The sequence below is a fragment of the Methanoculleus sp. MH98A genome (genome assembly GCF_000691865.1).
Taxonomy (GTDB): Archaea; Halobacteriota; Methanomicrobia; order Methanomicrobiales; family Methanoculleaceae; genus Methanoculleus.
In genome coordinates this window covers 1-23,179 of record NZ_JMIO01000015.1, presented here as the reverse complement: position 1 = coordinate 23,179, position 23,179 = coordinate 1, and the positions used below count along the sequence as shown (strand labels likewise).

At 62.8% G+C, this 23,179-nt stretch carries 26 protein-coding genes and 2 pseudogenes; 20 read left to right on the top strand and 8 right to left on the bottom strand.

The features are described from left to right. Window positions 1-216: 216 nt before the first annotated feature. A complete protein-coding gene (locus EI28_RS03285; protein WP_048112620.1) occupies window positions 217-1,131 on the bottom strand; it encodes a transcriptional regulator in 915 nt (304 codons plus the stop codon). Between the two features lie 47 nt (window positions 1,132-1,178). On the opposite strand from EI28_RS03285, the gene EI28_RS03280 reads away from it, so the two are divergent. The 5 genes from EI28_RS03280 to EI28_RS03260 all read left to right on the top strand — a co-directional run bounded on the left by EI28_RS03280 (window position 1,179) and on the right by EI28_RS03260 (window position 5,871). Beyond that, complete coding sequence (locus tag EI28_RS03280) at window positions 1,179-2,462, top strand: tRNA(Ile)(2)-agmatinylcytidine synthase (protein ID WP_048112618.1); 1,284 nt, start codon at window positions 1,179-1,181, stop codon at window positions 2,460-2,462. A 480-nt stretch (window positions 2,463-2,942) separates the two neighbouring features. After that, entirely contained in the window at window positions 2,943-3,878 is a 936-nt protein-coding gene (locus EI28_RS03275) for a deoxyhypusine synthase (protein ID WP_048112616.1), read from the top strand. Next, the gene (pyrF, locus tag EI28_RS03270; protein WP_048112615.1) at window positions 3,875-4,510 is read left to right on the top strand and encodes an orotidine-5'-phosphate decarboxylase; all 636 of its coding nucleotides are present in this window, start codon (window positions 3,875-3,877) and stop codon (window positions 4,508-4,510) included. The genes EI28_RS03275 and pyrF overlap by 4 nt, the downstream gene beginning before the upstream one ends. 117 nt (window positions 4,511-4,627) lie before the next feature. Continuing rightward, on the top strand, window positions 4,628-4,990 hold the full coding sequence (gene nrdD, locus EI28_RS03265; protein ID WP_048112624.1) for an anaerobic ribonucleoside-triphosphate reductase: 363 nt from the start codon (window positions 4,628-4,630) through the stop codon (window positions 4,988-4,990). Further along, window positions 4,987-5,871 carry an adenosylcobinamide amidohydrolase gene (locus tag EI28_RS03260; protein WP_048112613.1) on the top strand — a complete coding sequence of 295 codons (885 nt, stop codon included), beginning with the start codon at window positions 4,987-4,989 and terminating at the stop codon, window positions 5,869-5,871. Before nrdD ends, EI28_RS03260 begins: the two co-directional genes overlap by 4 nt. A gap of 4 nt (window positions 5,872-5,875) precedes the next feature. Here EI28_RS03260 and EI28_RS03255 read toward each other — a convergent pair whose 3' ends face one another. Continuing rightward, the gene (locus tag EI28_RS03255) at window positions 5,876-6,070 is read right to left on the bottom strand and encodes a DUF1858 domain-containing protein (protein ID WP_011845185.1); all 195 of its coding nucleotides are present in this window, start codon (window positions 6,068-6,070) and stop codon (window positions 5,876-5,878) included. A gap of 317 nt (window positions 6,071-6,387) precedes the next feature. On the opposite strand from EI28_RS03255, the gene EI28_RS03250 reads away from it, so the two are divergent. The 3 genes from EI28_RS03250 to EI28_RS15260 all read left to right on the top strand — a co-directional run bounded on the left by EI28_RS03250 (window position 6,388) and on the right by EI28_RS15260 (window position 8,533). Continuing rightward, window positions 6,388-7,620 carry a nucleotide-binding protein gene (locus tag EI28_RS03250; RefSeq protein WP_048112611.1) on the top strand — a complete coding sequence of 411 codons (1,233 nt, stop codon included), beginning with the start codon at window positions 6,388-6,390 and terminating at the stop codon, window positions 7,618-7,620. Continuing rightward, complete coding sequence (locus EI28_RS03245) at window positions 7,617-8,183, top strand: RPA family protein (protein WP_048112609.1); 567 nt, start codon at window positions 7,617-7,619, stop codon at window positions 8,181-8,183. The genes EI28_RS03250 and EI28_RS03245 overlap by 4 nt, the downstream gene beginning before the upstream one ends. Window positions 8,184-8,404: 221 nt before the next feature. Continuing rightward, window positions 8,405-8,533, top strand: a complete 129-nt coding sequence (locus EI28_RS15260; protein ID WP_255342063.1) for a hypothetical protein — start codon at window positions 8,405-8,407, stop codon at window positions 8,531-8,533. Between the two features lie 155 nt (window positions 8,534-8,688). On the opposite strand, the gene EI28_RS03240 is transcribed toward EI28_RS15260, so the two are convergent. From EI28_RS03240 to EI28_RS03230, 3 genes are all read right to left on the bottom strand, one after another. Then, window positions 8,689-9,327, bottom strand: coding sequence for a recombinase family protein (locus tag EI28_RS03240; protein ID WP_048112606.1), 639 nt, complete (start codon window positions 9,325-9,327; stop codon window positions 8,689-8,691). 170 nt (window positions 9,328-9,497) lie between these two features. Continuing rightward, window positions 9,498-10,172, bottom strand: a complete 675-nt coding sequence (gene ribB, locus EI28_RS03235; RefSeq protein WP_048112605.1) for a 3,4-dihydroxy-2-butanone-4-phosphate synthase — start codon at window positions 10,170-10,172, stop codon at window positions 9,498-9,500. Further along, on the bottom strand, window positions 10,165-10,833 hold the full coding sequence (locus EI28_RS03230) for a DUF120 domain-containing protein (protein ID WP_048112603.1): 669 nt from the start codon (window positions 10,831-10,833) through the stop codon (window positions 10,165-10,167). The genes ribB and EI28_RS03230 overlap by 8 nt, the downstream gene beginning before the upstream one ends. A gap of 122 nt (window positions 10,834-10,955) precedes the next feature. Between EI28_RS03230 and EI28_RS03225 the strand changes: the two genes are divergently transcribed. Genes EI28_RS03225 through EI28_RS03210 form a run of 4 tightly spaced genes read left to right on the top strand, consistent with a single transcriptional unit; the run spans window position 10,956 to window position 14,264 of the window. Next, window positions 10,956-11,666, top strand: a complete 711-nt coding sequence (locus tag EI28_RS03225; RefSeq protein ID WP_048112601.1) for a helix-turn-helix domain-containing protein — start codon at window positions 10,956-10,958, stop codon at window positions 11,664-11,666. Continuing rightward, window positions 11,660-12,712, top strand: a complete 1,053-nt coding sequence (locus tag EI28_RS03220; RefSeq protein ID WP_048112599.1) for a hydroxymethylglutaryl-CoA synthase — start codon at window positions 11,660-11,662, stop codon at window positions 12,710-12,712. The genes EI28_RS03225 and EI28_RS03220 overlap by 7 nt, the downstream gene beginning before the upstream one ends. Then, window positions 12,709-13,869: a thiolase domain-containing protein gene (locus tag EI28_RS03215; protein WP_048112597.1), complete on the top strand. Its 1,161-nt coding sequence runs from the start codon at window positions 12,709-12,711 to the stop codon at window positions 13,867-13,869. Before EI28_RS03220 ends, EI28_RS03215 begins: the two co-directional genes overlap by 4 nt. 2 nt (window positions 13,870-13,871) lie before the next feature. Beyond that, window positions 13,872-14,264 (top strand): Zn-ribbon domain-containing OB-fold protein, encoded by a 393-nt coding sequence (locus tag EI28_RS03210; RefSeq protein WP_048112595.1) that lies wholly within the window; start codon window positions 13,872-13,874, stop codon window positions 14,262-14,264. A 456-nt stretch (window positions 14,265-14,720) separates the two neighbouring features. Here EI28_RS03210 and EI28_RS03205 read toward each other — a convergent pair whose 3' ends face one another. Continuing rightward, complete coding sequence (locus tag EI28_RS03205) at window positions 14,721-15,635, bottom strand: class I SAM-dependent methyltransferase family protein (protein ID WP_048112622.1); 915 nt, start codon at window positions 15,633-15,635, stop codon at window positions 14,721-14,723. Window positions 15,636-15,679: 44 nt separating this feature from the next. Here EI28_RS03205 and hmgA point away from each other — a divergent pair. The 3 genes and pseudogenes from hmgA (at window position 15,680) to EI28_RS03190 (ending at window position 17,601) form a co-directional block, all read left to right on the top strand. Next, window positions 15,680-16,887: pseudogene (gene hmgA / locus EI28_RS03200) on the top strand (hydroxymethylglutaryl-CoA reductase (NADPH)). Window positions 16,888-16,970: 83 nt separating this feature from the next. Next, a complete protein-coding gene (locus tag EI28_RS03195) occupies window positions 16,971-17,273 on the top strand; it encodes a nucleotidyltransferase family protein (protein ID WP_048112593.1) in 303 nt (100 codons plus the stop codon). A 112-nt stretch (window positions 17,274-17,385) separates the two neighbouring features. After that, on the top strand, window positions 17,386-17,601 hold the full coding sequence (locus EI28_RS03190) for a DUF86 domain-containing protein (RefSeq protein ID WP_231476560.1): 216 nt from the start codon (window positions 17,386-17,388) through the stop codon (window positions 17,599-17,601). A 102-nt stretch (window positions 17,602-17,703) separates the two neighbouring features. Here EI28_RS03190 and rimI read toward each other — a convergent pair whose 3' ends face one another. Next, window positions 17,704-18,168, bottom strand: a complete 465-nt coding sequence (gene rimI / locus EI28_RS03185) for a ribosomal protein S18-alanine N-acetyltransferase (RefSeq protein ID WP_048112591.1) — start codon at window positions 18,166-18,168, stop codon at window positions 17,704-17,706. A gap of 82 nt (window positions 18,169-18,250) precedes the next feature. On the opposite strand from rimI, the pseudogene EI28_RS03180 reads away from it, so the two are divergent. Beyond that, a pseudogene (locus EI28_RS03180) lies at window positions 18,251-19,512 on the top strand (DUF1015 domain-containing protein). Between the two features lie 46 nt (window positions 19,513-19,558). After that, window positions 19,559-20,431, top strand: coding sequence for an ATP phosphoribosyltransferase (hisG, locus tag EI28_RS03175; RefSeq protein ID WP_048112589.1), 873 nt, complete (start codon window positions 19,559-19,561; stop codon window positions 20,429-20,431). An 11-nt stretch (window positions 20,432-20,442) separates the two neighbouring features. On the opposite strand, the gene EI28_RS03170 is transcribed toward hisG, so the two are convergent. Beyond that, window positions 20,443-21,084, bottom strand: a complete 642-nt coding sequence (locus tag EI28_RS03170; protein WP_048112588.1) for an FmdE family protein — start codon at window positions 21,082-21,084, stop codon at window positions 20,443-20,445. A 249-nt stretch (window positions 21,085-21,333) separates the two neighbouring features. Here EI28_RS03170 and EI28_RS03165 point away from each other — a divergent pair, with 249 nt between their 5' ends. The 3 genes from EI28_RS03165 to EI28_RS03155 form a co-directional block, all read left to right on the top strand. Continuing rightward, window positions 21,334-21,897 carry a hypothetical protein gene (locus EI28_RS03165; protein ID WP_048112587.1) on the top strand — a complete coding sequence of 188 codons (564 nt, stop codon included), beginning with the start codon at window positions 21,334-21,336 and terminating at the stop codon, window positions 21,895-21,897. A gap of 20 nt (window positions 21,898-21,917) precedes the next feature. Then, window positions 21,918-22,949 (top strand): hypothetical protein, encoded by a 1,032-nt coding sequence (locus EI28_RS03160; protein ID WP_231476559.1) that lies wholly within the window; start codon window positions 21,918-21,920, stop codon window positions 22,947-22,949. Beyond that, window positions 22,943-23,179: hypothetical protein (locus EI28_RS03155; protein WP_048112585.1), on the top strand; the 237-nt coding region annotated here is incomplete at its 3' end. The genes EI28_RS03160 and EI28_RS03155, both read left to right, overlap by 7 nt.

The following is a 23,179-nucleotide window of genomic DNA, read 5'->3' as shown; positions in this document are numbered from 1 at the left end:
GACGAGCATCTTGTCCATGCCTTTGGGTCCAAGCGTTGTCCTTACAGCGCTTGCCACGGCTTTTGCGGCTGCGATATTGCCCGACTGTGCGTCACGACCGCGGGTACGCTGGCTACCCTCTTTTAGAATCAGGATTGGTTGTCCTCCAAGACTTGACATAGGTATCACCGTTGTTAAGCGATAGAAAGGTAGGTTTGTGGTTCTATATATAGTTTTTCACTCGTTTATCATATCTATGAGTTCCGAGCCATCTTCGAGGGAGTGGAGATGCTCTTCTCCGATAAGAAGCGTTTTGCCGATCTTTTTCTGCTTTTTGTAATCGGTGACAACGCACATCGCAAACGTCTTCGTGATCTGCGATATGTTGCCGATGAGCGAAGCGCGCTTCACGACCTTCTGGGACGTGCCGTACGCCGTCAGGATTGTGTGCTTATCAAAGAGTGCCAGCGCCTGGAACGGGGCCTGCCGCATCGCGTGGATCTCCATCCCCATGCGTTCGAGGTTGACCAGAACGTCACCGGACGTGGATTCGGCAGGCTTCTCGGGCTCGGGAGTGCAGTAACCGATGAGATCGATCGTCTCGACGAGCGGGGCGTTGAAGAACTCCTCGAGCTTGATGGCAACGTCGAGCGTGGTACCCATCCCGCTCTCGTACTTGCTGATTGTCCGGCGGGAAACCCCGAGGTGCGACGCGAGATCCCCGAGCGACATCCTGAAGCGCTCCCGCACCTCCCGCAGAAGGTCGCCCTTGATCCTCACGTAGAGGCCGCCGGGGGAGGCGTAGACCATCGGCGAGAGCCCTTCCACGAAGTAGTCGTAGAGTGTCTCGGGATTGAGGGCAAAGAGCCCGTAGCGGATGTAGACGACACCGCGTTCGAGATCCGTATCGCGTGCCCGCTCCCCGACGATGAGGGGGGTGGCCTCCAGGTAGCGGGCGATCAGGTTGAGATCCCAGGCGATGTCGGCGCTCACGCTGTCGATATGAGAGGCGACTTTGATGATGACGAGGTTGCCGCCTTTCTTCGCGATAAGGTCGAAACTCCGCGGACGGATGTTGCATCGCTCCGAGACGTCGAAGTTCGCGAGGAGCATGATGCTGATGACCATCTGGGGGAGGCGATCCTGCGACATAACCCGTAAGAATCGATATAGCCGGAGACGATATAAACTAGAGGGTTATGTGGATCGGGATCGACGATACGGACTCGCCTGCAGGGATGTGTACCACCTACCTCGGTGCGGTCCTGGTGCGGCGTCTCGCGGAGAAGGGGCTGCGCGTCGTCGGCGCCCGCCTGGTCAGGCTGAACCCGAACGTCATCCACAAGACCCGGGGGAATGCGGCGATCGCCATCGAGGCCGACGGCGATCCCGAGACGGGCTTCACACTCGCCACCGTTTGCGTCGAGGAACTCGCGGAGTTTGACGACCCAAAGACCAACCCCGGCGTGGCGGTGGCGAGCGTCCGCCCGCCGCCGGACTTCTACTACGCGGCGCTCCGGGACTACTGCACCGTGGACGAAGCCGTCGGGGTGCTCGAGGCGGCCGGGGCCCTGTATCGGGGCTACAAGAATCGGCGCGGACTCATCGGCGCAACGGCGGCGATTTCAAGCGATTTCCCCGACCTGACCTACGAACTCCTCGCCTACCGGAAGCGCCCGGTGTGGGGGACACACCGGCAGGTGGATGCGGCGAGCCTCTTTCGCGCCGAGGAGAGGACCTACCCGCATACCTGGGACACGGTCGACCGGGAGAACGGCGTGGTGGTCGGGGTGCCCCATACACCCGACCCGGTCCTCTTCGGCATCCGGGGGGAGAGCCCGGCATGGGTGAAGGAGGCGCGTTCGTACGTGCGCTCGGAGGAGCCTGCCTGCGAGCAGGTCTACACCACCAACCAGGGAACCGACGCTCACCTGGTGCCGGGATCGGTCGCGACGCTCCGGGAGGGGCGGTCGTACCTGGTGGTGGGCACGGTCGCACAGGGCGCGGCCACCGGGGCCGGCGGCCACGTCTCGTTTCTCCTCAATGATTGCGGCGCTGAGGTCCGCTGCATGGCCTACGAGCCGACCAAGGGGTTCCGGGGCGTCGTGAGGGCGCTCGTCCCGGGCGACGTGGTGGCCGCGGCCGGGAGTTACAAGGGAGGGAGCCTGAACCTCGAGAAACTCGGGGTCGCCCGCCTCAGCGACGCGGTCCGGGTCCGCCCGCCCGTCTGCCCGGCCTGCAGAAAACGGATGACGAGCGCCGGAACCGGCAAAGGCTACAAGTGCAGGGTCTGCGGCGAGCGCAGCCTTGATGCCGAGGTCGAGCGGATCGAGCGGCACCTCGAGTCCAGGTGGTACGAGGTCCCTCCCACCGCTCGCCGGCACCTCGCACGGCCGCTGGTGCGCGGCGTCCCGGCGTGGGAAGAGATCGTGCTTCAATCCGGCCGGGAGTGCGATGCACTCACCATCGCGTCAATCAAATGAACTTTACAAAAAAAGATTTATAACGTTTGTGAGTTAACTAACTCCCTGGTGATCCCGTGCCGACTATCTGCGGCGAAAGTATGCGTGTCCTGACCCCTCCGTCCGCGACGGTGCCACCCATGGCGGACAGGGTTTTGCGGCAGGCTGTACGACATCGCGGCCGAGTATGCACGGAACGAAGACGAAGGTAGCCCTTCTGGATGCCTTTCCGTTTCCGGCCCGAACGTCCGCTCTCTAAAGAGATGGTCCGGGCAATACCGGACTCCGACACGGTGGGACGAGTGGGATCATCCCGTGTCGAATAACCAGTCATCCCCTGTCTGGCAGCGGGGGCCCGACCACCGGGCCCCCGCAACATTATGGCATTTTTAGCAGGACATCCCTTTCAGCCGGCGGGCCTTACCGACGGCCCCGCAAAAAGACGATCCATTATCGTGCATGAATGCCAATACCTCGTACAGAAGCTGGTGTAACAGTATCATGACCTTCAAGTACGGGGAAGCGGTTCAGCAGGCACGGGTGCACCCCGGGATGACGGTCGGCGAACTCGTCGACGAACTCGGGAAAGCCGGAGCCTACAACGGGGGATCGTTGTGGCAGGCGGTCAACATCTACGAACGGATGCTCCGCGACGAGAAAGCGCTGAAGTTCTTCGGCCTCTCGGGCGCGATGGTGCCCGGCGGCATGGGAGGCATCGTCGCCGACCTCATCGAGAGAGGACATATCGACGTGCTGGTCTCGACGGGGGCGAACCTCACCCACGACGTCATCGAGGCGATCGGGTGCCACCACTACCACGGGACCGCTCAGGTCTCCGATACCGAACTCTGCGAGGAGGGAGTCAACCGGATCTACGACATCTTCCTCCCGAACGAGGCGTTCATCCGGTTCGAGGAGTTCCTGCAGGACACCTACTCGTCCCTCCCCGAAGGCTCGACGGTCTCGATCTCCGATCTCCTCGGCCGGATAGGGAGCAGGCTTGACTCGGGGATCCTCTCCGCGGCGGCAAAGGCCGGGGTGCCGGTCTACTGCCCGGCCATCCAGGACTCGATGATCGGACTGCAGTACTGGCTCTTCTCCCAGACACACAGGGTCACGGTCAGCGCGTTTGCCGACATGCCCGGGCTCCTCGACCGGTGCTTTGAGGCCGAACGGGCCGGCACCATCCTCGTCGGCGGCGGCGTCCCGAAGAACTACATCCTGCAGAGCAAACTGATGACCGAGAGCGGGTTTGATTACGCGGTGCAGCTCACCGGCGACCGGCCGGACCTCGGCGGCCTCTCGGGGGCGACGCTCGACGAGGCCCGGTCGTGGGGCAAACTCACCGGCGAGGCCACCGCCGCAACGGTCTACGGCGACGCGACCATCAACCTGCCGCTCCTGGTTGCGGCAACCCTCGAGAGGCTGGGGTCATGACCGAGCTGATCCTCTCTCTCGACGTCCTCGACCGGAGACAGGCGGTGAGCATCGCGGAGTCGTGTGCACCCCATATCGACGCGATCAAGATCGGCTACCCCCTTGTCCTCGCAACAGGGCTCACCATCGCCAGCGACCTCGCCGATCTCGCCCTCCCGCTCATCGCCGACTTCAAGGTCGCGGACATCCCCAACACCAACCGCCTCATCTGCGAAGCGGTCTTCTCGGCCGGGTTCGACGCCGTGATCGCCCACGGGTTCGTGGGAGCCGATGCCGCGAGAACCTGCGTCGAGGTGGCGCACAACCACAGCGGGGCGGCCTACATCGTCGCCGAGATGAGCCACCCCGGGGCGACCGAGTTCTTCCACGGCGGTGTGGCCGAACGCCTGGCGGAACTCGCCGTCTCCTCCCGGGCCGACGGCATCATCGCTCCGGCCACCCGCCCCGAACGGATCACCCGGCTCCGGGAGATCGTCGGCAGCAAGGCGATCTACTCACCGGGCGTGGGGGCGCAGGGCGGCGATATCGATACGGTGGCCCGGCTGGTCGACGGGGTCATTGTAGGAAGGAGCATCTACGAGGCGGAGGACCCGGGCGCCGAAGCCGAACGCTTCTCCCGCATCCGCCGGTGATGAATTCTCCGTTCCGATCCCCTTCAGGGGAGATGACGACCCCTATGAGTGATCTGAGGCGGATGCGGGTTGTCCCGCATCTGAAGAGTTATATATTCTCCCGCAGATATGGGTATCATGAACTGGAGCCCTGAACAACTTAAACTGGCGGAAAAGTACCAGAGCCTCGATGAAATCCCCGCGGGAGAGCGGCGGTACAAGTGCCACACCTGTCACTTCGTCGTGGATGAGAACCCCTGTCCTCACTGCGGCGAGACGTCGCTCGAGGTCATGTGTCCGCTCGACCACTGCGACTGTCATCACGCCATCGTCGAGAGCATCGAGTACTGCCCGCTCTGCGGCAAAGCCGTCTGTCCGGAGTGCGGGAGCCACGATGTCATGCAGATCAGCAGGGTCACCGGCTACCTCCAGGACGTTGCGGGCTGGAACGCCGGCAAACAGCAGGAACTGAAAGACCGGACCCGTTATTCCGTCGTATGAGACATTTCGTCAGGGACGAAACTCTTTTTCTTCGCGGCCGGTTCAGGGCGGCGAGCACCGGCGTCAATGGTGGCCTCGCCGACGTCACGACGGTCGTCAACCACACGGTGCCCCGCGACTTCGCGGGCGATCCGGTGCGCCATCTCGACCTTCTTGCCGCCCGGCACGGCATCTTCCGGGACTACTTCGGCCTCCTGACCGCTGTTAGGATGCACCACCTCTGCGTGCTCCAGTACGATTTCGTCACGGTCTTCATCACCGCCGGGGTGACCAACCCGACAGCGTCCCCCACCGCTCCGCACACCATCAACATCATCGTCTACAGCCGGGAGGGGATGTGTGATTCGGCACTCCTTGAGACGATCGTCACTGCAACAGGGGCGAAGGCCCAGGCGCTCCACGACCTCGGCTACGACTTCCCCGGAACCACGACGGACGCGGTCGCCGTCGCGTGCGAGCGGGACACCTTCGGTGTGCAGACCTACGCCGGGACGCTGACGGAGATCGGACGGCGTGTTCACGAGGCCGTCCTCTACGGGCTCCCGGAGGCCCTCGCGCGGCAGCAGGGGAAGATCCAGCGGAGCGAGCCGTCGTTCTTCATCTACAGCCGCTACGGCGGGGACCACTGGGTGGAGTGGCAGAAGGAGAACTGCCCCTACTACCCCTGCCATTTCCCGGGCCAGCGGTGCGATTACTGCTACTGCCCCTGCTACCCCTGTGCGGACGAAGAACTCGGCGAATGGGTCGATAGTTCCAACGGCGGCAGGATCTGGGGGTGCGCCGGCTGTACGTTGCTGCACATCCCGGAAATTGCGGATTACATGAAAAGAAATCCGGAGGCCGCTCTCGCCGAGCTCAAGCGCCTCCGGGAACGATTATAGTCGGTTACGCCTCGGCGACGCCGAGGGCGGAGAGCATCTCTTCGAGGGGGATCCCGTGCGCCTGGGCGGCTTCCCGGATCGTCTCGTTGTTTGCGATGGCGCAGCCAAGGCAACCCATGCCGAACCGGAAGAGTACCTGTGCCGATTCGGGCTTCTCCCGAAGGAGTTCCGCGATTGTACTGTCCGCAGTCAATGCCATGCATCAGGTGTATGGCCTTGCCCCTATATATACATTCAAGTATCGGGTGCAGAGGTGCCCCGATTTGCTCGCGGATACTTAAACGACGTATTCGCCCGCCCCGGCAGGTGCATGCAACCAGCGGCCCGCATGGACACCGCCCCTCCGGGCAACGGGGACACGGCGTCGCGTGATAGTCGGGGCGGCCGGTTCCTGCCGTGCTCTCTTCCGGCCCGGGCGCACGGAGGCCGTTCGGGGCAGGCTCCGAACTTACTTTCACATCGCGGGCCGAGTTCTTAATACCTTCACGGGGTGAAGTACAGACTGGAGATGTAAGTATGAACCTATCAGAGGTAACAGAGAGAATCTCCCGGAAACTTGAAGCAAAAGGCGCACAGCCCGATCGGCAGAAGATCGAATCACGCCTCAGCCGTCTCGTCGAGGAGTTCGGCGTCAACCTCGACGAAGCCGAACGAACCGTGACGGCCGATCTCGCCCGCGAGCACAACGTCACCGGCGTCGGGGGTTCATCCACCGAGATCCGCCCGATACACGAGATCGTTCCCGGCGAGTGGGTCACGATCGAGGGGAAGATCGTTGCCCTGACCCCGCCCGTCTCGCCCTCGATTGCACAGACCGGGATCATCGCCGACTCGAGCGGCGCCATGCGTTTTGTGACCTGGGCCCGGGCGAACGCCCCCACAATGGAGTACGGTCACTGGTACCGGCTTGAGTCCGCGGTCGTCGACGAGTACAAGGGTGCGCCGAACCTGAAGATCCACTCGGGCACCACCATCGCTCAGATGGAGAAGGACGCTCCGCTCCTCCCCTCGATCACGCCTATCGCCGAGCTGAAGCCCGGCGTCGGGAGCGTGCGGGCCAAGTTCATCCAGGAATGGGAGGCCTCGCACGACCGGATGCTCCAGACGGGGCTCCTCGGCGATGAGACCGGCACCATCAAGTTCGTCATATGGAAAGAAGAAGGGGAAGGGAAGGAGAAGTTAGACCTCGACGCCGTCTACAACATCTTCTACGCCACCGTCGACGAGTACAACGGCAGGCTCTCCCTCGCCCTGAACACCGCGATGTACATCACCGACGAGGGCGACATCGAGGTCGGGCGAACCGAGACCGAGATCCGGGGCGCTCTCGTCCACGTCGCTCCCGGCTCGGGCCTGATCAAGCGCTGCCCGGTCGAGGGATGCAACCGGACCCTCTCCCGGCAGAACTACTGCCCGGTGCACGAGATCCAGCCCGAGTTCCGCTACGACCTCCGCATAAAAGCGGTTCTCGACGACGGCATACGTGCCCGAAACGTCCTGATGCAGCGTGAGGTCGTCGAGGCTCTCACGGGAATCACCCTTGATGAGGCCGTTTCTATCGCCGAGACGAACCCGCTCGGCATGGACGAGATCTTCTACCGCATCAGGAACACGGTGCTCGGGCGCTACTATACCTGCAGCGGGAACGAATTCGGCGGCAGGCTGCTCGTCAACTCCTGCACCCCGATCGTCTTCCAGCCCGAAGAACTGGCCAGCCTGCTGAACCGCGCCGGAGGTGAGCCTGCATGAAGCCCCAGAGCGCGTTCGAGCGCGAACCGGCACGGAGGGTCTTCGCATCCGAGCTCCGCGAGACCCGCTACCAGTTCAAGGACGGCGACGACGAGAAGAGCCCGACCTACGTCATCCTCCCGACCGGGATCCGGAGCAACCGGATCTTCATCGTCGGGACGCTCACGGAGAAGGAACGGCGGGGCGACCAGAACATCTTCTACCGCGGAAGGGTGGCCGACCCGACGGGCACCTTCTTCGTCATGGCGGGCTCCTACCAGCCCGAGGCGATGCAACAGCTTGCCCGGATAGAGCCGCCGGCGTTCGTCGCCGTCGTCGGGAAACCGAGTCTCTACACGACCCCGGACGGGAACTGCCTGGTTTCGGTCCGCGTGGAGTCGATCGCGGTCGTGGACCGCGAGACCCGCGACCTCTGGGTGCTCGATACCGCCCGCGAGACCCTGGACCGGCTGGATGCGTTCGGCACCACCGACGACTCCCGGAAGGCCCAGGAGGAGTACGGGACGCAGCCCGACCTCTACAAAAAGATCGTCTACGACGCGCTCACCCAGGTGCAGCTGTAGAGGCTCTACCTCCGAAACTCTTTTTTTTGCGGGCAACTACCATTCTTTCGTGGGGATGCTCCCGAACGCTGCCGCATCTGTTGCGTGATCCCTTGTCCCCGGTTACAGCAGCTCTTTTCCATGAAGGGCGGTATGAAAGCGCCAATCTGTAAAGAGACTGGACAGAAAGAGTATATAGCAAAAGACTCGATTCTTACGCTGGCGATGCAGTCCCGGTTCCGATGCGAGGAACACGGGCGGAACAGTCAGGAGACACCTTCATCATGAACCGAAAAAAGATATTCACCTTCATCCTGGTCTTTGGAACCCTCTCTCTCATCTCGGCAATCTCTTACCTCGTAGACGTCTGAGAGGAGGGAGCGAAGAGCGGTTACGCCCAGGTCGTCTTCATGATAGGCGTGGTGCTGGGCATAATAGCAAGCCTCGCTCTCACCCGGATCGAGTCGTGGATAACGGAGAGATACAACGGTCAGGAGTAGCCGGAACAAGGATTTTCCGGGAGGGATCACTCCTCCGGCTCCTGCCGGGCGCCCTTCCACTCCCCCTTCAGTTCCGGGTAGTCCGCGAGGATCTTGCTGACCGTGCTCCTGCTGACGTCGAACATCCGACAGATCTGGCTGATGCTTGTCCCGGCTTGCCGCACCGTGAGGAGAGCCTCGACCTGCCCCTCGTTGAGGGCTCTCGGCCTCCCGATGGGGCGTCCGTCATCCTTCTTCGTCTTCTTCGAGACGGTCGGCGCGGCTTTCCGGCCACTCTCGCGGTACTGCTCCATGTACTCGATGAAGTTGCCGATCGCCGCTCTCCTCTGCTCCGGCTCGTCCCGGAACCCGAAGAAATCGTTATTCACGCAGTAGACGGTGTAGTGCTCGTTCAAGGTTTTGAGTGCGGCAAGCCCGGCGTCCGGGTCCTTCGCAAGGCCTGCAAGATCGTAGATGATGATATCGGGGCAATTATTGGCGGCGCAAAACGCCAGCATCTCTGAAAAACCCTTTCGTTTCTCCGGGGGCGTTGCCGTTGCCCGGTGATCATGGAAGATTTCAACAATCTGAAACCGGTACTTGCAAAAATCCTCGACATCTCCCTTTTGTGCTGCGAAATCCCCCTTCTTTCTCGTATTCAAGTATGCCACAGCATCTCTTTTCATCCGTTTATGGTGCCGTACAATCGTATATATTGTTTTTGAAATACACGAGCTGCGCCGTTTTGCGGCGCAACCGGAGAGGCCGAGCACGTTCCGGCCGATGTCCAAAAAGGCATCCGGGAATACTTTTCGGGAGGCGGGCTTTGCGGGGAAGGATCGAAAAGAGGTGGGTATTATTGCGGTTTCTCCGACTCCCACCGGTCCAGAACGTCTTTCCCCTCGACGAAGACGAGCCCGTGCTTTCTCGCATACTCCATCGCACCCTCCTTCGTGAGGGCAAACCCTGTCTCGTCGTCCAGCATCTCGCAGATCGTGACCGCCGGGGTGATATCGGCCATGGTCGCAAGCGCGATCGAGAGCTCGGTCTGCCCCCGCCGCTCGTCGAGCAGCCGATCCGCAGCCCGCAGGAGCGCCATGTGGCCCGGGGTCCGGAAATGCGCCGCAAAGTCGTGGCCGCCGCCGTTGAGCGACTTGCTCACCTCATCTGCGATGGCGGTGACCGTCAGCGCCCGGTCACGGTCGGTGACCCCGGTATAGGTCTCGCGGTGGTTCACCCAGAGGGAGAACGAGGAGTGGTTCTTCGGGTCGTACGGGACCTCCCCGTCCCTCTCAACGAGGCTGCAGGCCCGCAGGACTTCGTGCGCAAACGGCAGGCCGAGCCTCTTTGCAGCCACGGGATGGACCGCCGTGCAGATCAGCCCGCCGCCGTCTTTACGCATCTGCCGGATGTGAGCGGGCGTGACGGCGTCTGAGCGGATCGCGAAGTCCGTCTCGCGCTCGCGGTTGTCAAAGTCGTATAGCAGGACGAATTCGCCTCTTGCGAGGGCCTTTATGGCTGCATCAATCATGAGTAATCTCCACCTCGATCATATCGTTATCGTTCAGGTTCAGGGCTTTGCGGAGTTCGCACCCGGCGATGACCTCAATGGTATCCTCCGGGTAATGAGTGCGGGAGGGCACGACTATCGCGCACCTGTACCCCCTGATCAGGCAGGGGAGCACCCGTGCGCCGCCGAACGTCCGATCGTCGGCAGTAAATCCGGGAATATCGATCCAGCAGGCGTGCTCGAGCTGTTTGCGGACCTCGATGCTCGCCGCATCGAGCCTGATGTTCAGGGTTCCGGGGAAGGGTTCGAACCCGAGACACCCGCCGAACTGCTCCTTGTAGTGAGGGATGCTCATGTAGTAACGGCCTTCCCCGAGCCCGCTGATCACCGTCCCGGTCAGGGTGTACCCCCTCTGATCCGGGTTGAAGATCCGGACGTAATCCGCGTATTCCCGCTTCAGCGCCTGCTCGCCCTCCCGGGTGACGGCGACGTACTGGCCGTCGGGCTTCATCGATCGGACGACGAACTGCTGCCGCTCAAGTGCGATCAGCCGCCGCGAAGCGGTCTGGGGGCTGATACCCAGTACGCTACCGAGCGACTGCGACGAGAGCCAGATGGGCCCCCGGCACCCGCCAAGCAGGGCAATCGTCTTCAAGGACTGCAGATCTTCCGCTTCAACCATTATACCATAATTGAGATGCATACTATATACGGGTTGCGCAACGATCCCATCCTCGCGATCTTCGTGAAATGTCGATGTGGGATACGCTAATTATTTAAGTCGGGGGTGCTGACTGTACCTGTATGAAATCCGGGGTGCGGCATCAACTTGCCGAGAAAATGGCAGGAGAAATCACACTCTCGGACTCACCGGGTCAGGCCCTCAAGAAGTGGCGGCAGAGCTTCAACATCCCCCAGGGATTGCTTGCCGAGCGATTGGAGGTCTCTCCCTCAGTTATCAGTGATTACGAAAGCGGACGGCGAAAGAGTCCGGGAACCGCCATCGTTGGAAAAATCGTCGATACGATCCTCTCGATCGACGAGGACAACGGCGGCCGGTTCATCAACAAATTTGCGAAAATCCTGTACAGCGAATTCGACGAAGACGTCATTTACGACATCCACGAGTACGCGTCTCCCGTGGCCCTCTCAGATTTTGCAGAGGCCATCGGCGCCGTCACGCTCTGCGGGCCGGCGGATCAGGCCATCTACGGGTATACGGTGATCAACAGCCTCAACGCGATCCTCCAGCTCTCTTCGAGCGAGTTCAACCGCATCTACGGCTGGAGCACGGAACGTGCCCTCATCTTCACCGAGGTCTCGACCGGAAAGTCCCCCATGGTGGCGATCCGGGTCACGCCGTTCAAACCACGCTGCGTGGTGCTGCAGGGCCTCGGGCCGGAAGAGGTGCATCCGTTGATCCCGGGCCTCGCGGAACGCGACCGGATCAGCGTGCTCTGCACCGAGATGGATGTCGAGACGATCATCAGTTCACTACGAGGAAAACTATGGTAGGCATCTACTCATACGGCGTCTACATCCCGCGATACCGGATAAAAGTCCCGGAGATCGCGCGGGTCTGGGGCGGCAATGCAAACGACGTCATGAGAGGGCTCGGAGTCTTTGAGAAGTCCGTCCCCGATCTTGATGAAGATACCGCGACGATCGCCGTCGAGGCGGCACGCGCCGCCCTCCGGCGGAGGAACGTCGACACCGGGGCCATCGGCGCCATCTACGTGGGGAGCGAGTCGCACCCCTACGCGGTCAAGCCCACGGCCTGCACGGTCGGCGAGGCAATCGGGGCGACCCCGAACATGACCGCCGCCGACTACGAATTCGCGTGCAAGGCGGGAACGGCAGGCATCCAGACCTGCATGGGCATGGTCAAGAGCGGGATGATCCCGTTCGGGATCGCCATCGGTGCGGACGTGGCGCAGGGCGCTCCCGGCGACGCGCTCGAGTACACGGCGGCGGCCGGCGGGGCTGCGTTCGTCATCGGCAACGAGGACGTCATCGCCGAGATCAACCACACCTGTTCGTTCACCACCGACACGCCCGACTTCTGGCGGCGCGAAGGGCAGAACTACCCCCGTCACGGCGGTCGGTTCACCGGCGATCCCGGCTACTTCAAGCACGTCCAGGGCGCCGCCCGGCTGATGTTTGAGCAGGCGGGGACGAACCCGAAGGACTACGACTACGCCGTCTTCCACCAGCCCAACGCGAAGTTCCCGCAGCGGGTGGCAAAGACGCTCGGGTTCACGGCTGAGCAGATCGAACCCGGCCTCGTCGTCCCGAGGCTCGGCAACACCTACTCGGGAGCGTCGATGATCGGGCTTGCGGCCACGCTCGATGTGGCGAAGCCTGGCGACCGGATCTTCGTCACCTCGTTCGGGTCGGGAGCGGGGAGCGACGCCTTCGACATCACGGTGACCGATGCCATCGACTCCGTTGAGTTCGACCGGACGGCAGCACCGAGCGTGGAGAAACTCCTCGCAGATCCGACATACCTCGACTATGCACTGTATGCCAAACACAAGGGAAAGATCGTGATGCAGAAATGAGAGACGTAGCAGTAATCGGAGTCGGGTGCACGGAGTTCGGGGAGCACTGGGGAACCTCGTTCCGCGACCTCTTCGTCAAGGCCGGGGCGCTGGCGCTCGAGGATGCCGGTGTCACCGGCGAGAGGCTCGACGCTCTCTACGTCGGGAACATGAGTGCCGGACGGTTCGTCGAGCAGGAGCACATCGGTGCCCTGATCGCGGATTACGCCGGTCTTGCGACGAACAACACTCCCTCGACCCGTGTGGAGGCGGCCTGCGCATCCGGCGGGCTTGCCTTCCGGCAGGCGGTGATCGCGGTCGCGAGCGGCATGGAGGATGTCGTCGTCGCGGCGGGCGTCGAGAAGATGACCGACGTCGGGACCGGGGCGAGCGTGGACATGCTCGCGAGCGCCGCCGACCGCGAGTGGGAAGGGTTCGCCGGGGCGACCTTCCCCGGGCTGTATGCGATGATTGCAAACGACTACATGCACCGCTATCCCCTCACCCGGGAGCAGCTTGCACTGGTCGCGGTGAAGAACCACGAGAACGGCGCGAAGAATCCGATCGCACAGTTCCGGAACCGAATCACGGTCGATACGGTCTTAAATTCGTCGCTCGTGGCCGACCCGCTGCGGCTCTTCGACTGCTCGCCGATCACCGACGGTGCGGCGGCGGTCGTGGTGGTGCCGCTCGAGCGTGCCCGCGAGTTCACCGATTCGCCGGTCAGGGTGCTTGCAAGCGCCCAGGCGAGCGATACCATCGCGCTCCACGACCGGCGGGACATCTCCACTCTGGACGCATCGGTCGCCGCAGGCAAACGGGCGTTCACCCAGGCGGGCCTCACCCACAAGGACATCGACATGCTGGAGGTCCACGACTGCTTCACGATCGCGGAGATCTGTGCGATCGAGGACCTCGGGTTCTGCAAGAAGGGCGAGGCGGGGAGACTCACCGCGGACGGGGCGACGGCCCTCGGCGGGGAGATCCCGGTGAACACGAGCGGCGGCCTGAAGGCCTGCGGCCACCCGGTCGGTGCGACCGGGATCAAGCAGATCTACGAGATCGTCAGCCAGCTCCGCGGCGAGGCCGGTGCGAGACAGGTGGATGCGGAGATCGGTATGGCGCATAACGTCGGCGGCACCGGCGCGACGGTCGTCGTCCACATCCTGGGGGCCTAACAATGTCGGTTTCACGGTTCTGGAGAAAGATCCCGCAGCGCTACAACCTCGTCGGGACGAAGTGCACGACCTGCGGGCGGCACTTCTTCCCGCCCCGGTCGCTCTGCCCCGACTGCCGGCGGAGCGGCAACATCGTCGACCACAAGTTCACCGGCGAAGGAGCGGTCGTCACCTACACGGTGATCCGGTCGGCAAGCGACCAGTTCGAGAACACCACGCCCTATGTCCTCGCGGTTGTCGAACTCGACGAGGGCCCGAGGCTCACCACCCAGGTCGCCTGCCCCATCGAGGATATTAAGATCGGGATGCGGGTCAAAAGCGTCTTCCGCCGGATAGCGGCGGACGGCGAGAGCGGCACCATCCACTACGGCACGAAGTTCGTGCCGGCGGAATAAACACTTTTTCGGGCTGCCCGGAGAGCAGCCCCGGACGGCGTCTTGCGCGTTTGCGCGAGACGCCATCACTATACCTCCACTTCTATCGCTCTAACCTGCGGAGTCTGCAGGGTTGCCGGAGTCTCTTTCGCGATCTTCACGACATCGCGTGAGACCCAGGAGCTATCCCCTACGACAACCTCGCGCGAAGTTCGGTGGATGGTTACTGGTGACCCCCACTACACGATACACCAGAGAGGGGAGCAACCTGACTGAGGGAAAAACCCGGTACACTGGACCGTGGGAGATATCGCGCCTGGGGGTGGTGGGGCTGGCGGGGAGGGGGGAGCATCCCCCATCGCAGTCTCACCCCCCCACAATGTGATGCTCGGTGAGCAGTGGGAGATATGCCCAGCCAAAAAAGAAGAAGCATATTTGATTACTGAAAATGCAAGAGCTGCAATCCAAGGGATCCCCTTACTTCTCCACCACGATATCATACACCGCGTGCCACCTCCCCGGCGAATACGACCTGACCTGCCGCTCGGCGACCTCCCCACGGGTGACCTCGCGGATCAGGGGGAGGTATTCGCCCTCCTGCTCCTGGAGCGCGTAGAGGTGGATCGTCCCGCCGTCCCGGCAGAGGGCGGCCGCCGCCGGGAGGAACTCCGGCGCGGCGAGGGGGAGGTTCATGACGACCCGGTCGAACGGGGGAAAGCCGAGCCGGGGGAGGCGGGCGGCATCGGCGAGCACCGGGATGACGTTTCCGGCGCGGTTGAGCGCGATGTTCTCGATCAGGAGGTGGACAGCGGCGGGGTTGAGGTCCGCAGCGACGACGAACCCCGCCTTCCCGGCGAGGGTGATCGCAAACGGCCCGACGCCGGCGAACATATCGAGCACCCGCTCTCCCTCCGCCATCGCCCCGAGAATCCGCTGCCGCTCGGTCGAGAGCCGGGCGGAGAAGTAGGCGAGGGAGAGATCGACGTCGAAGGAGTGGCCATACTCCGTCACCCGGGTGCGGGTGGTGGGAACTCCCGCAAGGACGGAGAACCGGCGGGTGCGGTACTCTCCCTCGACGGCGGTCTCGGGAAAGAGGACGGTCTCAAGCGACGGCCGGGAGGCGAGCAGCCGCTCGGCGCCCCGGGGATCGTTCTCCTGCATGATGGCGATCCCCCCCACGAGCTCGTGGCGGGGGAGGTCGATGCGTTCCGGCACCGCCTCGAACTCGCACCGGACGGCGCCCGGAACTTCCTCCGCCACCGGGAAGAGGATGGCGTCACCTTCCGGGCGCGGGCGGAACCGCCGGTCGAGGAGCCCCTCCTCGAGCAGCCGGCGCCGCCTCTCTTCAGCCTCTCGTCTCGGCACCGCAAGGCACCACTGTTCCTTCTCCACATCGACCACCAGCCATCTTTAGGTATGAGTTCTCATACTTATTCATGGATGAGTATATCGGGAGGCTGAAAGACGGGTCTCTCAAACTCTACGCCCTCGAGACGGAACTCCCCCCCGAGGAGGCCGTCCGGGTGCGCCGGGCGTTCGTCGAGGGCGAGACCGGCGCCGCCCTCCCGAAGGTCGGGTCGTTTTCCATCGGGCTTGACCGGGTCGTGAAGCGCAACATCGAGAACATGATCGGCACGGTGCAGGTGCCGCTCGGTGTCGCGGGACCGCTCCGGGTGAAGGGCGAGTACGCCGACGGGTCCTACTACCTCCCGCTCGCGACGACCGAAGGGGCGCTCGTCGCCTCGGTGAACCGCGGGTGTTCGCTCGTCACCCGGGCCGGGGGCGCGGACGTGCGGATCATGCGGGACGGGATGACCCGGGCGCCGGTCTTCGCCGCCCGGGACGTCGTCCACGCCCGCGAGGTGGCGGCCTGGGTGGAGAGCCACGCCGCGGAGATCCGCGAGGTTGCAGAGAGCACCACAAAACACGGCGAGTTCCGTGAAGCCGTCACCTACGTTGCCGGGACAAGTGTCTTCGTTCGGCTCGAGTTCGACACCAAGGACGCCATGGGCATGAACATGGTGACGATCGCGGGCCAGAAGGTCGGCGAACTCATCGAGCGGGAGACCGGGGCCCGCCTCGTCGCTACCTCCGGGAACATGTGCACCGACAAGAAACCGGCAGCGATCAACCTGGTCCGGGGCCGGGGGAAGACCGTGGCCGCGGGGGTGCGGCTTACCGACGCGGCGATCGTGGATCTCCTGAAGACCGACGCGGAGACGCTCATCGAGGTCAACTACCGCAAGAACCTTGTGGGCTCGGCCCGGGCGGCCTCGTTCGGGTTCAACGCCCACGCGGCGAACGTCGTCGCCGCCATGTTCATCGCCTGCGGCCAGGACCCCGCCCACGTCGTCGAAGGGAGCACCGCCATCACCACCGTCGACCGGGTGGACGGCGGGGTCTACGTCGCGGTCACCCTCCCGTCGCTTCCCGTGGGAACGGTCGGCGGCGGCACGGGGGTCGATACCCAGCAGGAGTGCCTCGCGATGCTCGGGGTCGCCGGGGGCGGCGACCGCCGGGAACCCACGCAAAGGCGTTTGCGGAGATCGTCGCCGCCGGGGTGCTCGCCGGCGAACTCTCCCTCCTCGGCGCCCTCGCGGCCCAGCACCTCGCCCGGGCCCACCAGGAGCACGGGCGGGGGTGACGGCCCGGTGCTGCCGTGGTGCCGGGGAGTAAGGGTGCATGAGAACATTTAAGACACGCGATCGTCGTAAGTACTTCTTGGGCATGAATCCGGGAGCAGATATCTATACCCTTCTCATCCAGAAGCGGGATGAGATCCTCTCTCTCGCGCACCGGAGGGGAGCCAGAAACGTGCGGGTGTTCGGATCCGTGGCACGAAACGAAGCCAGGGAAGACAGTGATATCGACCTCCTGATCGATCTCGATCCCGACCGGAGTCTCCTTGACGTGGGCGGTCTTGCGATGGATCTCTCGCTCCTGCTTGGTCGTTCGGTTGATGTTGTGACCGAAGCGGGACTTCGGGAGCGTATCCGCTCAAAGGTCTTACAGGAAGCGCAGCCATTATGAGAGACGATCGTGAACGGCTGCTGGATGTTATCGAAGCCATCGAACGGATTGAAAGAGTATCGGCCCGAGGGCGCGAGTACTTCTACAATGATGAGATGGCACAGCATCTCGGGTGATCCACCACCTTCAGATCATCGGGGAAGCCGTACGGGGGATTTCATCAGAATTCAGGACCGAAAACCCGGGAATCCCCTGGACGGACATCATCGGCATGAGGAACGTCCTTATTCACCACTATTTTGGGATCGACCGCGATGCAGTCTGGAACGTGGTCGAACACGATCTGCTGGAACTGAAAAGCCAGATCCAGTCCAGGGTCAGGGAGTAGGGGCCACCAGGAGCGATGGTGAGCGGCTCCGGTTCTACGAACCGTCGCAAGTCGAAAACGCTTCGCGTTTTCTCCCGCTCCGCTCCTTGCGGAGCGTCGCGTCTAAAACCTGAACCACTTCATCATGACCAGAGCGTCCTCCTCGTTCGCGTAATACGCGGCAACCTGGAAGACCTCCCGGTAGCCGAGACGGCGATAGAAGTCCTGCGCCCCGGTGTTCGTCACCCGGACCTCGAGCTGGACGCCGCTCGCGCCGAGGATGACATACTCCCGTTCCAGGCGGCGGATGAGGTGCTGGCCGATCCCCCGGCGCCGGTATCCGGGGGCGACGGCGAGGTTCATGACATGCCCGTACACCTCTTCCCCGGTGTCTTCAACGCCCCCGGCGACGAAACCGGCCACGTCACCGTTGTCTTTTGCCACGAAGAACGTCTCCGGGTAGTAGGCCAGGGATTCCTGGAGCGTTCTCTCGTCCCAGGGGTCGGCGAAGGCCGCTTTCTCGACGGCGACAATCTGCGGAATATCTGCGGGCTGTGCCCGGCGAATGATGAGTTGGAGCGGCATCATTATCGGCCTCTCCCTCCTGGAGTGCCTTACCTAATATAGTGTCAGGAGACAAAATAGTAGGCACATACGAGTGGCGGTAATTATGGTTCAGATCTATCGTTTCGCGGCGGTCCGTCCGGGGCAGCCGTACTCCGAAAAGATTCCCTCCGTGCCCTACGATGTGGTGACGGCGGAAGAGGCCCGGGAGTGCATCGAGAAGAACACCATGAGTTTCCTGCGGGTCAGCAGGCCGGATGCCGAACTCCCCGACCTCCCGCCGAACGACGACCAGGTCTACCGGCGGTCGCGGGAGGTCTTCGACGGGATGCTCGCGGACGGCCTGATGGAGCGTGACCCCGAGCCCGGGGTGTACGTCTACCGGGCGGTCCAGGACGGCGAGGAGTTCGTCGGGCTGGTCTGCTGCGTGGGAACAGAGGACTACGAGAACAGAACGATCCGGCGGCACGAACTCACCCGGTACGACAAGGAGGAAGACCGGACCCGGCACATCGACGTCGTCGGCGCGAATACCGGGCTCGTCTTCCTGCTCTACCGCGACTCGGGCGAGATCTTCTCTCACGTCCGCTCCCTCATCGACGATGTGCAGCCCGACGGGAGCACCACGACCGCATCGGGCGTGCTCCACGAGGTCTACCGGATCGCCGACGAGGCCGTCCTCGCCCGCCTTGAGAGCCTTTTTGCGGCGGTGCCGGAGACCTACATCGCGGACGGGCACCACCGGGCCAAATCGGCGGTGAACGTGGCCGAGCGGCGGCGAAGCGAGGGGAGGTTCACCGAAGAGGCCGGGAAGTTCATGGCGGTCCTCTTCGCCCACGACCGCGTCCGCATCCACGGCTACAGCAGGCTTGTCACCGACCTCGGCGGCTACACCTTCCGGGGCTCATCGATGCGCTCTTAACGGCGGGCTGGACCGTCCGCCCCTACGGGAAGGTCGATGCAGCGGGCTACCAGATCCAGCCGCTCGCGGCCCGGGATGCGCCGGTGCATGTCATGCACTTCTACCTGGAGGGAACCTGGTACGAGGTCTCCCGGCCGGTCGCGGACCCTGCCGACCTGATCGGGTCGCTCGACGTCTCGGTCCTCCAGAAAGACGTCCTCGAAGGGATGCTCGGCATCTCCGATCCCCGGGGCGATCCCCGGCTCCATTACATGGGCGGGGCAAAACCCCTCCGTGAACTCGAGCGGCTCGTGGACACCGGCAAGTACGCCTTCGCGGTAGCGATGCAGCCGGTGCCGGTCGAGACGGTGCTCGCGATCGCCGATGCGGACGGGGTCATGCCCCCGAAATCCACCTGGTTCGAGCCGAAACTCCTCTCGGGGCTTGTCGTCCACACCATCGACTAAAAATCCATATCATCATCTTTAACTCTTTTTTGCCCGATCATCTCTTATGATCACGATTGCGCTCCCGAAGGGGAGCCTTGAGGCGCAGACGCTCCAGCTCTTCAAGGAGGCGGATCTCGAGGTCAGGCGGACAGACCGCGATTACAACCCCCGGATCAACGATTCACGGATCGGGAAAGTGAAGATCCTCCGGCCGCAGGAGATCCCGCTCTACGTTCAGATGGGTTACTTCGACCTCGGGATATCGGGGCTCGACTGGGTGCAGGAGAGTGGTGCCGACATCGTCGAGGTCGCAAACCTCTCCTACAGCAAGACAGGCGACGGGAACGTCAAGATCGTGGTCGCTGTCCACCGCGACGAGCCGATAGAGGACGTCACCGCCATCCGCCCGGGCAGCCGGGTGACGACCGAGTACCCGCGGATCACGGAACGGTTCTTCGCGGACCTCGGGGTCCCGGTCACCCTCTTTCCCTCCTACGGGGCATCCGAAGCGAAGGTCCCCGACCTGATGGACGTCGTCGTCGACCTCACCGAAACCGGGAGCACGCTCAAGAAGAACGGGCTCAAGATCGTCGGGCAGATCATGGAGTCTCACACCGCGCTCCTCGCGAACCGCGAGTCCCTCTATGACCCGGAGAAGCGCCGCGAAATCGACGAGATCACGACCCTCCTCCTCGGGGTGATCGAGGCGCGCCACCAGGTGCTCCTGACGATGAACGTGCCCTCGAGCGCGCTCGACCGCGTCATCGAGGTTCTCCCGGCGATGAAGAAGCCTACCGTCAGCAGGCTGCACGGCATCGACTACTTCAGCATCCAGACGGTGGTGCAGAAAGGACTCGTCAACAGCCTCATCCCGCCACTCAAGGCCGCGGGCGCCGAAGACATCCTCGAGATCCCGATAACAAAAATAGTGCGGTGAGGGGTGGGCCCTCAGAGGCGGCGGGAATACTCCCGCGAGCAGGCGTAGCAGACGAACTTCCCGTCCTCGACCCTGACGCGGGACTCGGCGGTCATCTCGCCGCATTTTGCGCACGCCACCGACCGGAATATCCTGGCCCGTTCGGGGATCTCAGCATCGACCTCGCGGACGATGAAGAGGTCTTCGACGGGCGCCTCCAGGATGGCATCGACGATCCGCCTCGTCCGCTCGTGGAACTCGGCGTGCTCCGCATCGGTGGCCCGTCCCTGCATCACCCGCGCCCTGAGCGGCGCAAGGCCGGGGTCGAGTGAGTCGACATTGAACGACGGGTTTGACACCACGCGAATTGCGGCCCCGGTTTTTCGGTTGATGAACGTGAACGCGTGCTTACCGTGATCCTTGAAGAGGAGGTTACCCTTTCCGGCGGTGCAGCCCGTCAGAACCTGGATGGCATCAACGCTGCAGGCATCGGTCTCGGCGATGGTGACGAGTTCCTCGTCCTCCGAGCGCCCGGAGCGGAGCCGCGCGAGGGCGACCCCTGCCGCCCGGTAGCCTGTCGCGAGACCGGGGCAGACATGGCCGTGAAAGACAGCCGCTTCGGCGAACCGGTCATGTGCTTCTCCCGGCGTGCCGGGGGGGATGGTAGTACACATATGCTTTTCCTGCCTGATCTGTTGTTACGAACTTGCGGATATATGTTACGATGGCGCGCCGGAACCCGCGGCCCGGTACGCCCCGGCATATAAGGGCGGAACCACTCTGTCCGGCAAGTCTGCGTGCGGGATGAAATATTTTTGCATTAGGTTGTCTGCACGTTTCCAATATCCTGATTCACGGGCAAATCTTTGAAGATACAAGAGAGAGGGTTATTTATATGGCCTCGGGTATAATGACTGCTTTACATGAGAGTTCCCGGGCGAGTTCTAGCCCTGCTTGCCGCAGTCAGTATCCTCTGCACCGCATGTGGTTGTCTCGGCGCATCCTCGCCGCCGCCATCGGGTGGCGGCATCACCTCCATCGATCTGCCGGAGCCGGAGGGCTACACCCTCAACGAGGCTCTCGCGGAACTCGATATGCTCAGAGTCGAAGGCGGCCTGAACATCACCGGCACCTCAATGCACCAGGTGCTCGGGAACCGCGTAACCCTCGATGGGAGGGCGGCCACCTGGGCCATCGGCCTTGAGGACGGCGAAGAGGCGCGCTGGTTGACCTCCGGTGTCACAGGCTGGAGGGAAACTTCGCTTCGTGCTCCCCTGCCCGATGCCGAGGTGAATATGACCGAGATCCTCTCCCCGGAGGATCTCCTCGCGGCGCAGGAAGACGCGATCCGGCCGGCGATGACGCGCCTCGATGCGAGCACGGTCGATATCATGCTCGCAGAGGGAGTCTACACCATCACGATTCGTTCGAATACGGGGGTAGAGGTTCTCGCATTCCGGGCGGATAACGGGGAGGTGATCGTATAAAACCAACAACCGATGACGGCATGATGTCGCTTGACTTCCTCGTGGGGTTCACGGTCTTCATGCTCGCCCTGATCATGGTGGTGAGCATGGTGCCGGGGCTGCTTGCGGGTCTCGAGAGCAGCGGCATCGACTACGACGCGGTCGCCTACCGCACAGGGGTGATCCTGGCGGAGGATCCCGGCTGGCCGGTGTACCCGCCATGGGAGATGAAGACCGGGGCTTATAAGGACGAGATCGAGCGGATGGGGCTCGCGGTCTCGAAGGAGACCCCGAACATCCTCCTCTCGACGAAGGTTGATGCCTTCTTCAACGGCTCCTTCTTCACCGAGGACGACTACCGCAACAAAGCAATCTTCGGCGACATCCCCTACTCTTACAACGTTTCGCTCCGGGATAAGGACCTGACGTACAACTACGCAACCGGCGACACGCCCCCTTCCGGCCGCGGCTACATCCGCCGGGCGGTGAAGATCAAGGAACCGGGGGTGGCGAATATCAGTTACAACAGCAGTTTCAACGAGACCACGCTCGACGCTTCGAAACCACGGATCTTTACCGTCCGGCTCAACTTCAGCCAGTTGCTGGACCCATCTGTTGGTCCGGCCTACCGTATCGACCCGAGAACCGAGCCGGTGAACATCACCATCACCGAATTCGGCAGGTACCTGAACAGGACGGATAACCCGGGCGAGAACGCAAAACTCAAGGACGTGGCGTTCTACAAGATGGATCCGACGAGGCCGATGCCGCGGTTCACCAGGATTCCGTTCTCCTATAACACAATGGATCCTGACCTCTACACCCTCTTCCTCGATAGGACTCCAAACGATCTCGTGCCGGAGACCGAAGTCTCCGACAACATCTCCCTGGTGCTGAAACCGGCTGCCACCTCGATCTTCACTCTGGACCAGAACAGCATCCTGGATATCCGGTTCACCTTCGACGACGGCGTGCCACAGAAAACCTTCATGAACGGCACTTACCTGTATGACTACGACAACGTCACCTGCCCCCCCCTGAAGCCCGCCGTCCTGGAGGTGGCGATATGGTGAACGATGGAGGACAACTCTACACGATGGAGGGTGTCGCGGCCGGGATCATCATGCTCCTCACCGCGTACATCGTCATCAGCACGACGAGCGTCTACACCCCCGGAGATACCCACATCACGGATATGCAGCTCGAGCAGCTCGGGAGCGACGTGCTCGCGATGATGGATACGCCGGACACTAACGGAACAAAGAGTGATCTGGAGACTTTCGTCAACGATGATAATAGTACC

Bases quoted from the DNA above. Each gene is read 5' to 3' on its own strand.
- EI28_RS03255 (WP_011845185.1), bottom strand. From the start codon at position 6,070: ATGGCATTGACTGCGGACAGTACAATCGCGGAACTCCTTCGGGAGAAG.
- EI28_RS03285 (WP_048112620.1), bottom strand. From the start codon at position 1,131: ATGTCGCAGGATCGCCTCCCCCAGATGGTCATCAGCATCATGCTCCTC.
- nrdD (WP_048112624.1), top strand. From the start codon at position 4,628: ATGAACTGGAGCCCTGAACAACTTAAACTGGCGGAAAAGTACCAGAGC.
- EI28_RS03275 (WP_048112616.1), top strand. From the start codon at position 2,943: ATGACCTTCAAGTACGGGGAAGCGGTTCAGCAGGCACGGGTGCACCCC.
- EI28_RS03225 (WP_048112601.1), top strand. From the start codon at position 10,956: ATGAAATCCGGGGTGCGGCATCAACTTGCCGAGAAAATGGCAGGAGAA.
- EI28_RS03220 (WP_048112599.1), top strand. From the start codon at position 11,660: ATGGTAGGCATCTACTCATACGGCGTCTACATCCCGCGATACCGGATA.
- ribB (WP_048112605.1), bottom strand. From the start codon at position 10,172: ATGATTGATGCAGCCATAAAGGCCCTCGCAAGAGGCGAATTCGTCCTG.
- EI28_RS15260 (WP_255342063.1), top strand. From the start codon at position 8,405: ATGCGAGGAACACGGGCGGAACAGTCAGGAGACACCTTCATCATGAAC.
- EI28_RS03215 (WP_048112597.1), top strand. From the start codon at position 12,709: ATGAGAGACGTAGCAGTAATCGGAGTCGGGTGCACGGAGTTCGGGGAG.
- EI28_RS03210 (WP_048112595.1), top strand. From the start codon at position 13,872: ATGTCGGTTTCACGGTTCTGGAGAAAGATCCCGCAGCGCTACAACCTC.
- hisG (WP_048112589.1), top strand. From the start codon at position 19,559: ATGATCACGATTGCGCTCCCGAAGGGGAGCCTTGAGGCGCAGACGCTC.
- EI28_RS03170 (WP_048112588.1), bottom strand. From the start codon at position 21,084: ATGTGTACTACCATCCCCCCCGGCACGCCGGGAGAAGCACATGACCGG.
- EI28_RS03250 (WP_048112611.1), top strand. From the start codon at position 6,388: ATGAACCTATCAGAGGTAACAGAGAGAATCTCCCGGAAACTTGAAGCA.
- EI28_RS03165 (WP_048112587.1), top strand. From the start codon at position 21,334: ATGAGAGTTCCCGGGCGAGTTCTAGCCCTGCTTGCCGCAGTCAGTATC.
- rimI (WP_048112591.1), bottom strand. From the start codon at position 18,168: ATGATGCCGCTCCAACTCATCATTCGCCGGGCACAGCCCGCAGATATT.
- EI28_RS03260 (WP_048112613.1), top strand. From the start codon at position 4,987: ATGAGACATTTCGTCAGGGACGAAACTCTTTTTCTTCGCGGCCGGTTC.
- EI28_RS03245 (WP_048112609.1), top strand. From the start codon at position 7,617: ATGAAGCCCCAGAGCGCGTTCGAGCGCGAACCGGCACGGAGGGTCTTC.
- EI28_RS03160 (WP_231476559.1), top strand. From the start codon at position 21,918: ATGATGTCGCTTGACTTCCTCGTGGGGTTCACGGTCTTCATGCTCGCC.
- EI28_RS03195 (WP_048112593.1), top strand. From the start codon at position 16,971: ATGAATCCGGGAGCAGATATCTATACCCTTCTCATCCAGAAGCGGGAT.
- EI28_RS03230 (WP_048112603.1), bottom strand. From the start codon at position 10,833: ATGGTTGAAGCGGAAGATCTGCAGTCCTTGAAGACGATTGCCCTGCTT.
- pyrF (WP_048112615.1), top strand. From the start codon at position 3,875: ATGACCGAGCTGATCCTCTCTCTCGACGTCCTCGACCGGAGACAGGCG.
- EI28_RS03280 (WP_048112618.1), top strand. From the start codon at position 1,179: ATGTGGATCGGGATCGACGATACGGACTCGCCTGCAGGGATGTGTACC.
- EI28_RS03240 (WP_048112606.1), bottom strand. From the start codon at position 9,327: ATGAAAAGAGATGCTGTGGCATACTTGAATACGAGAAAGAAGGGGGAT.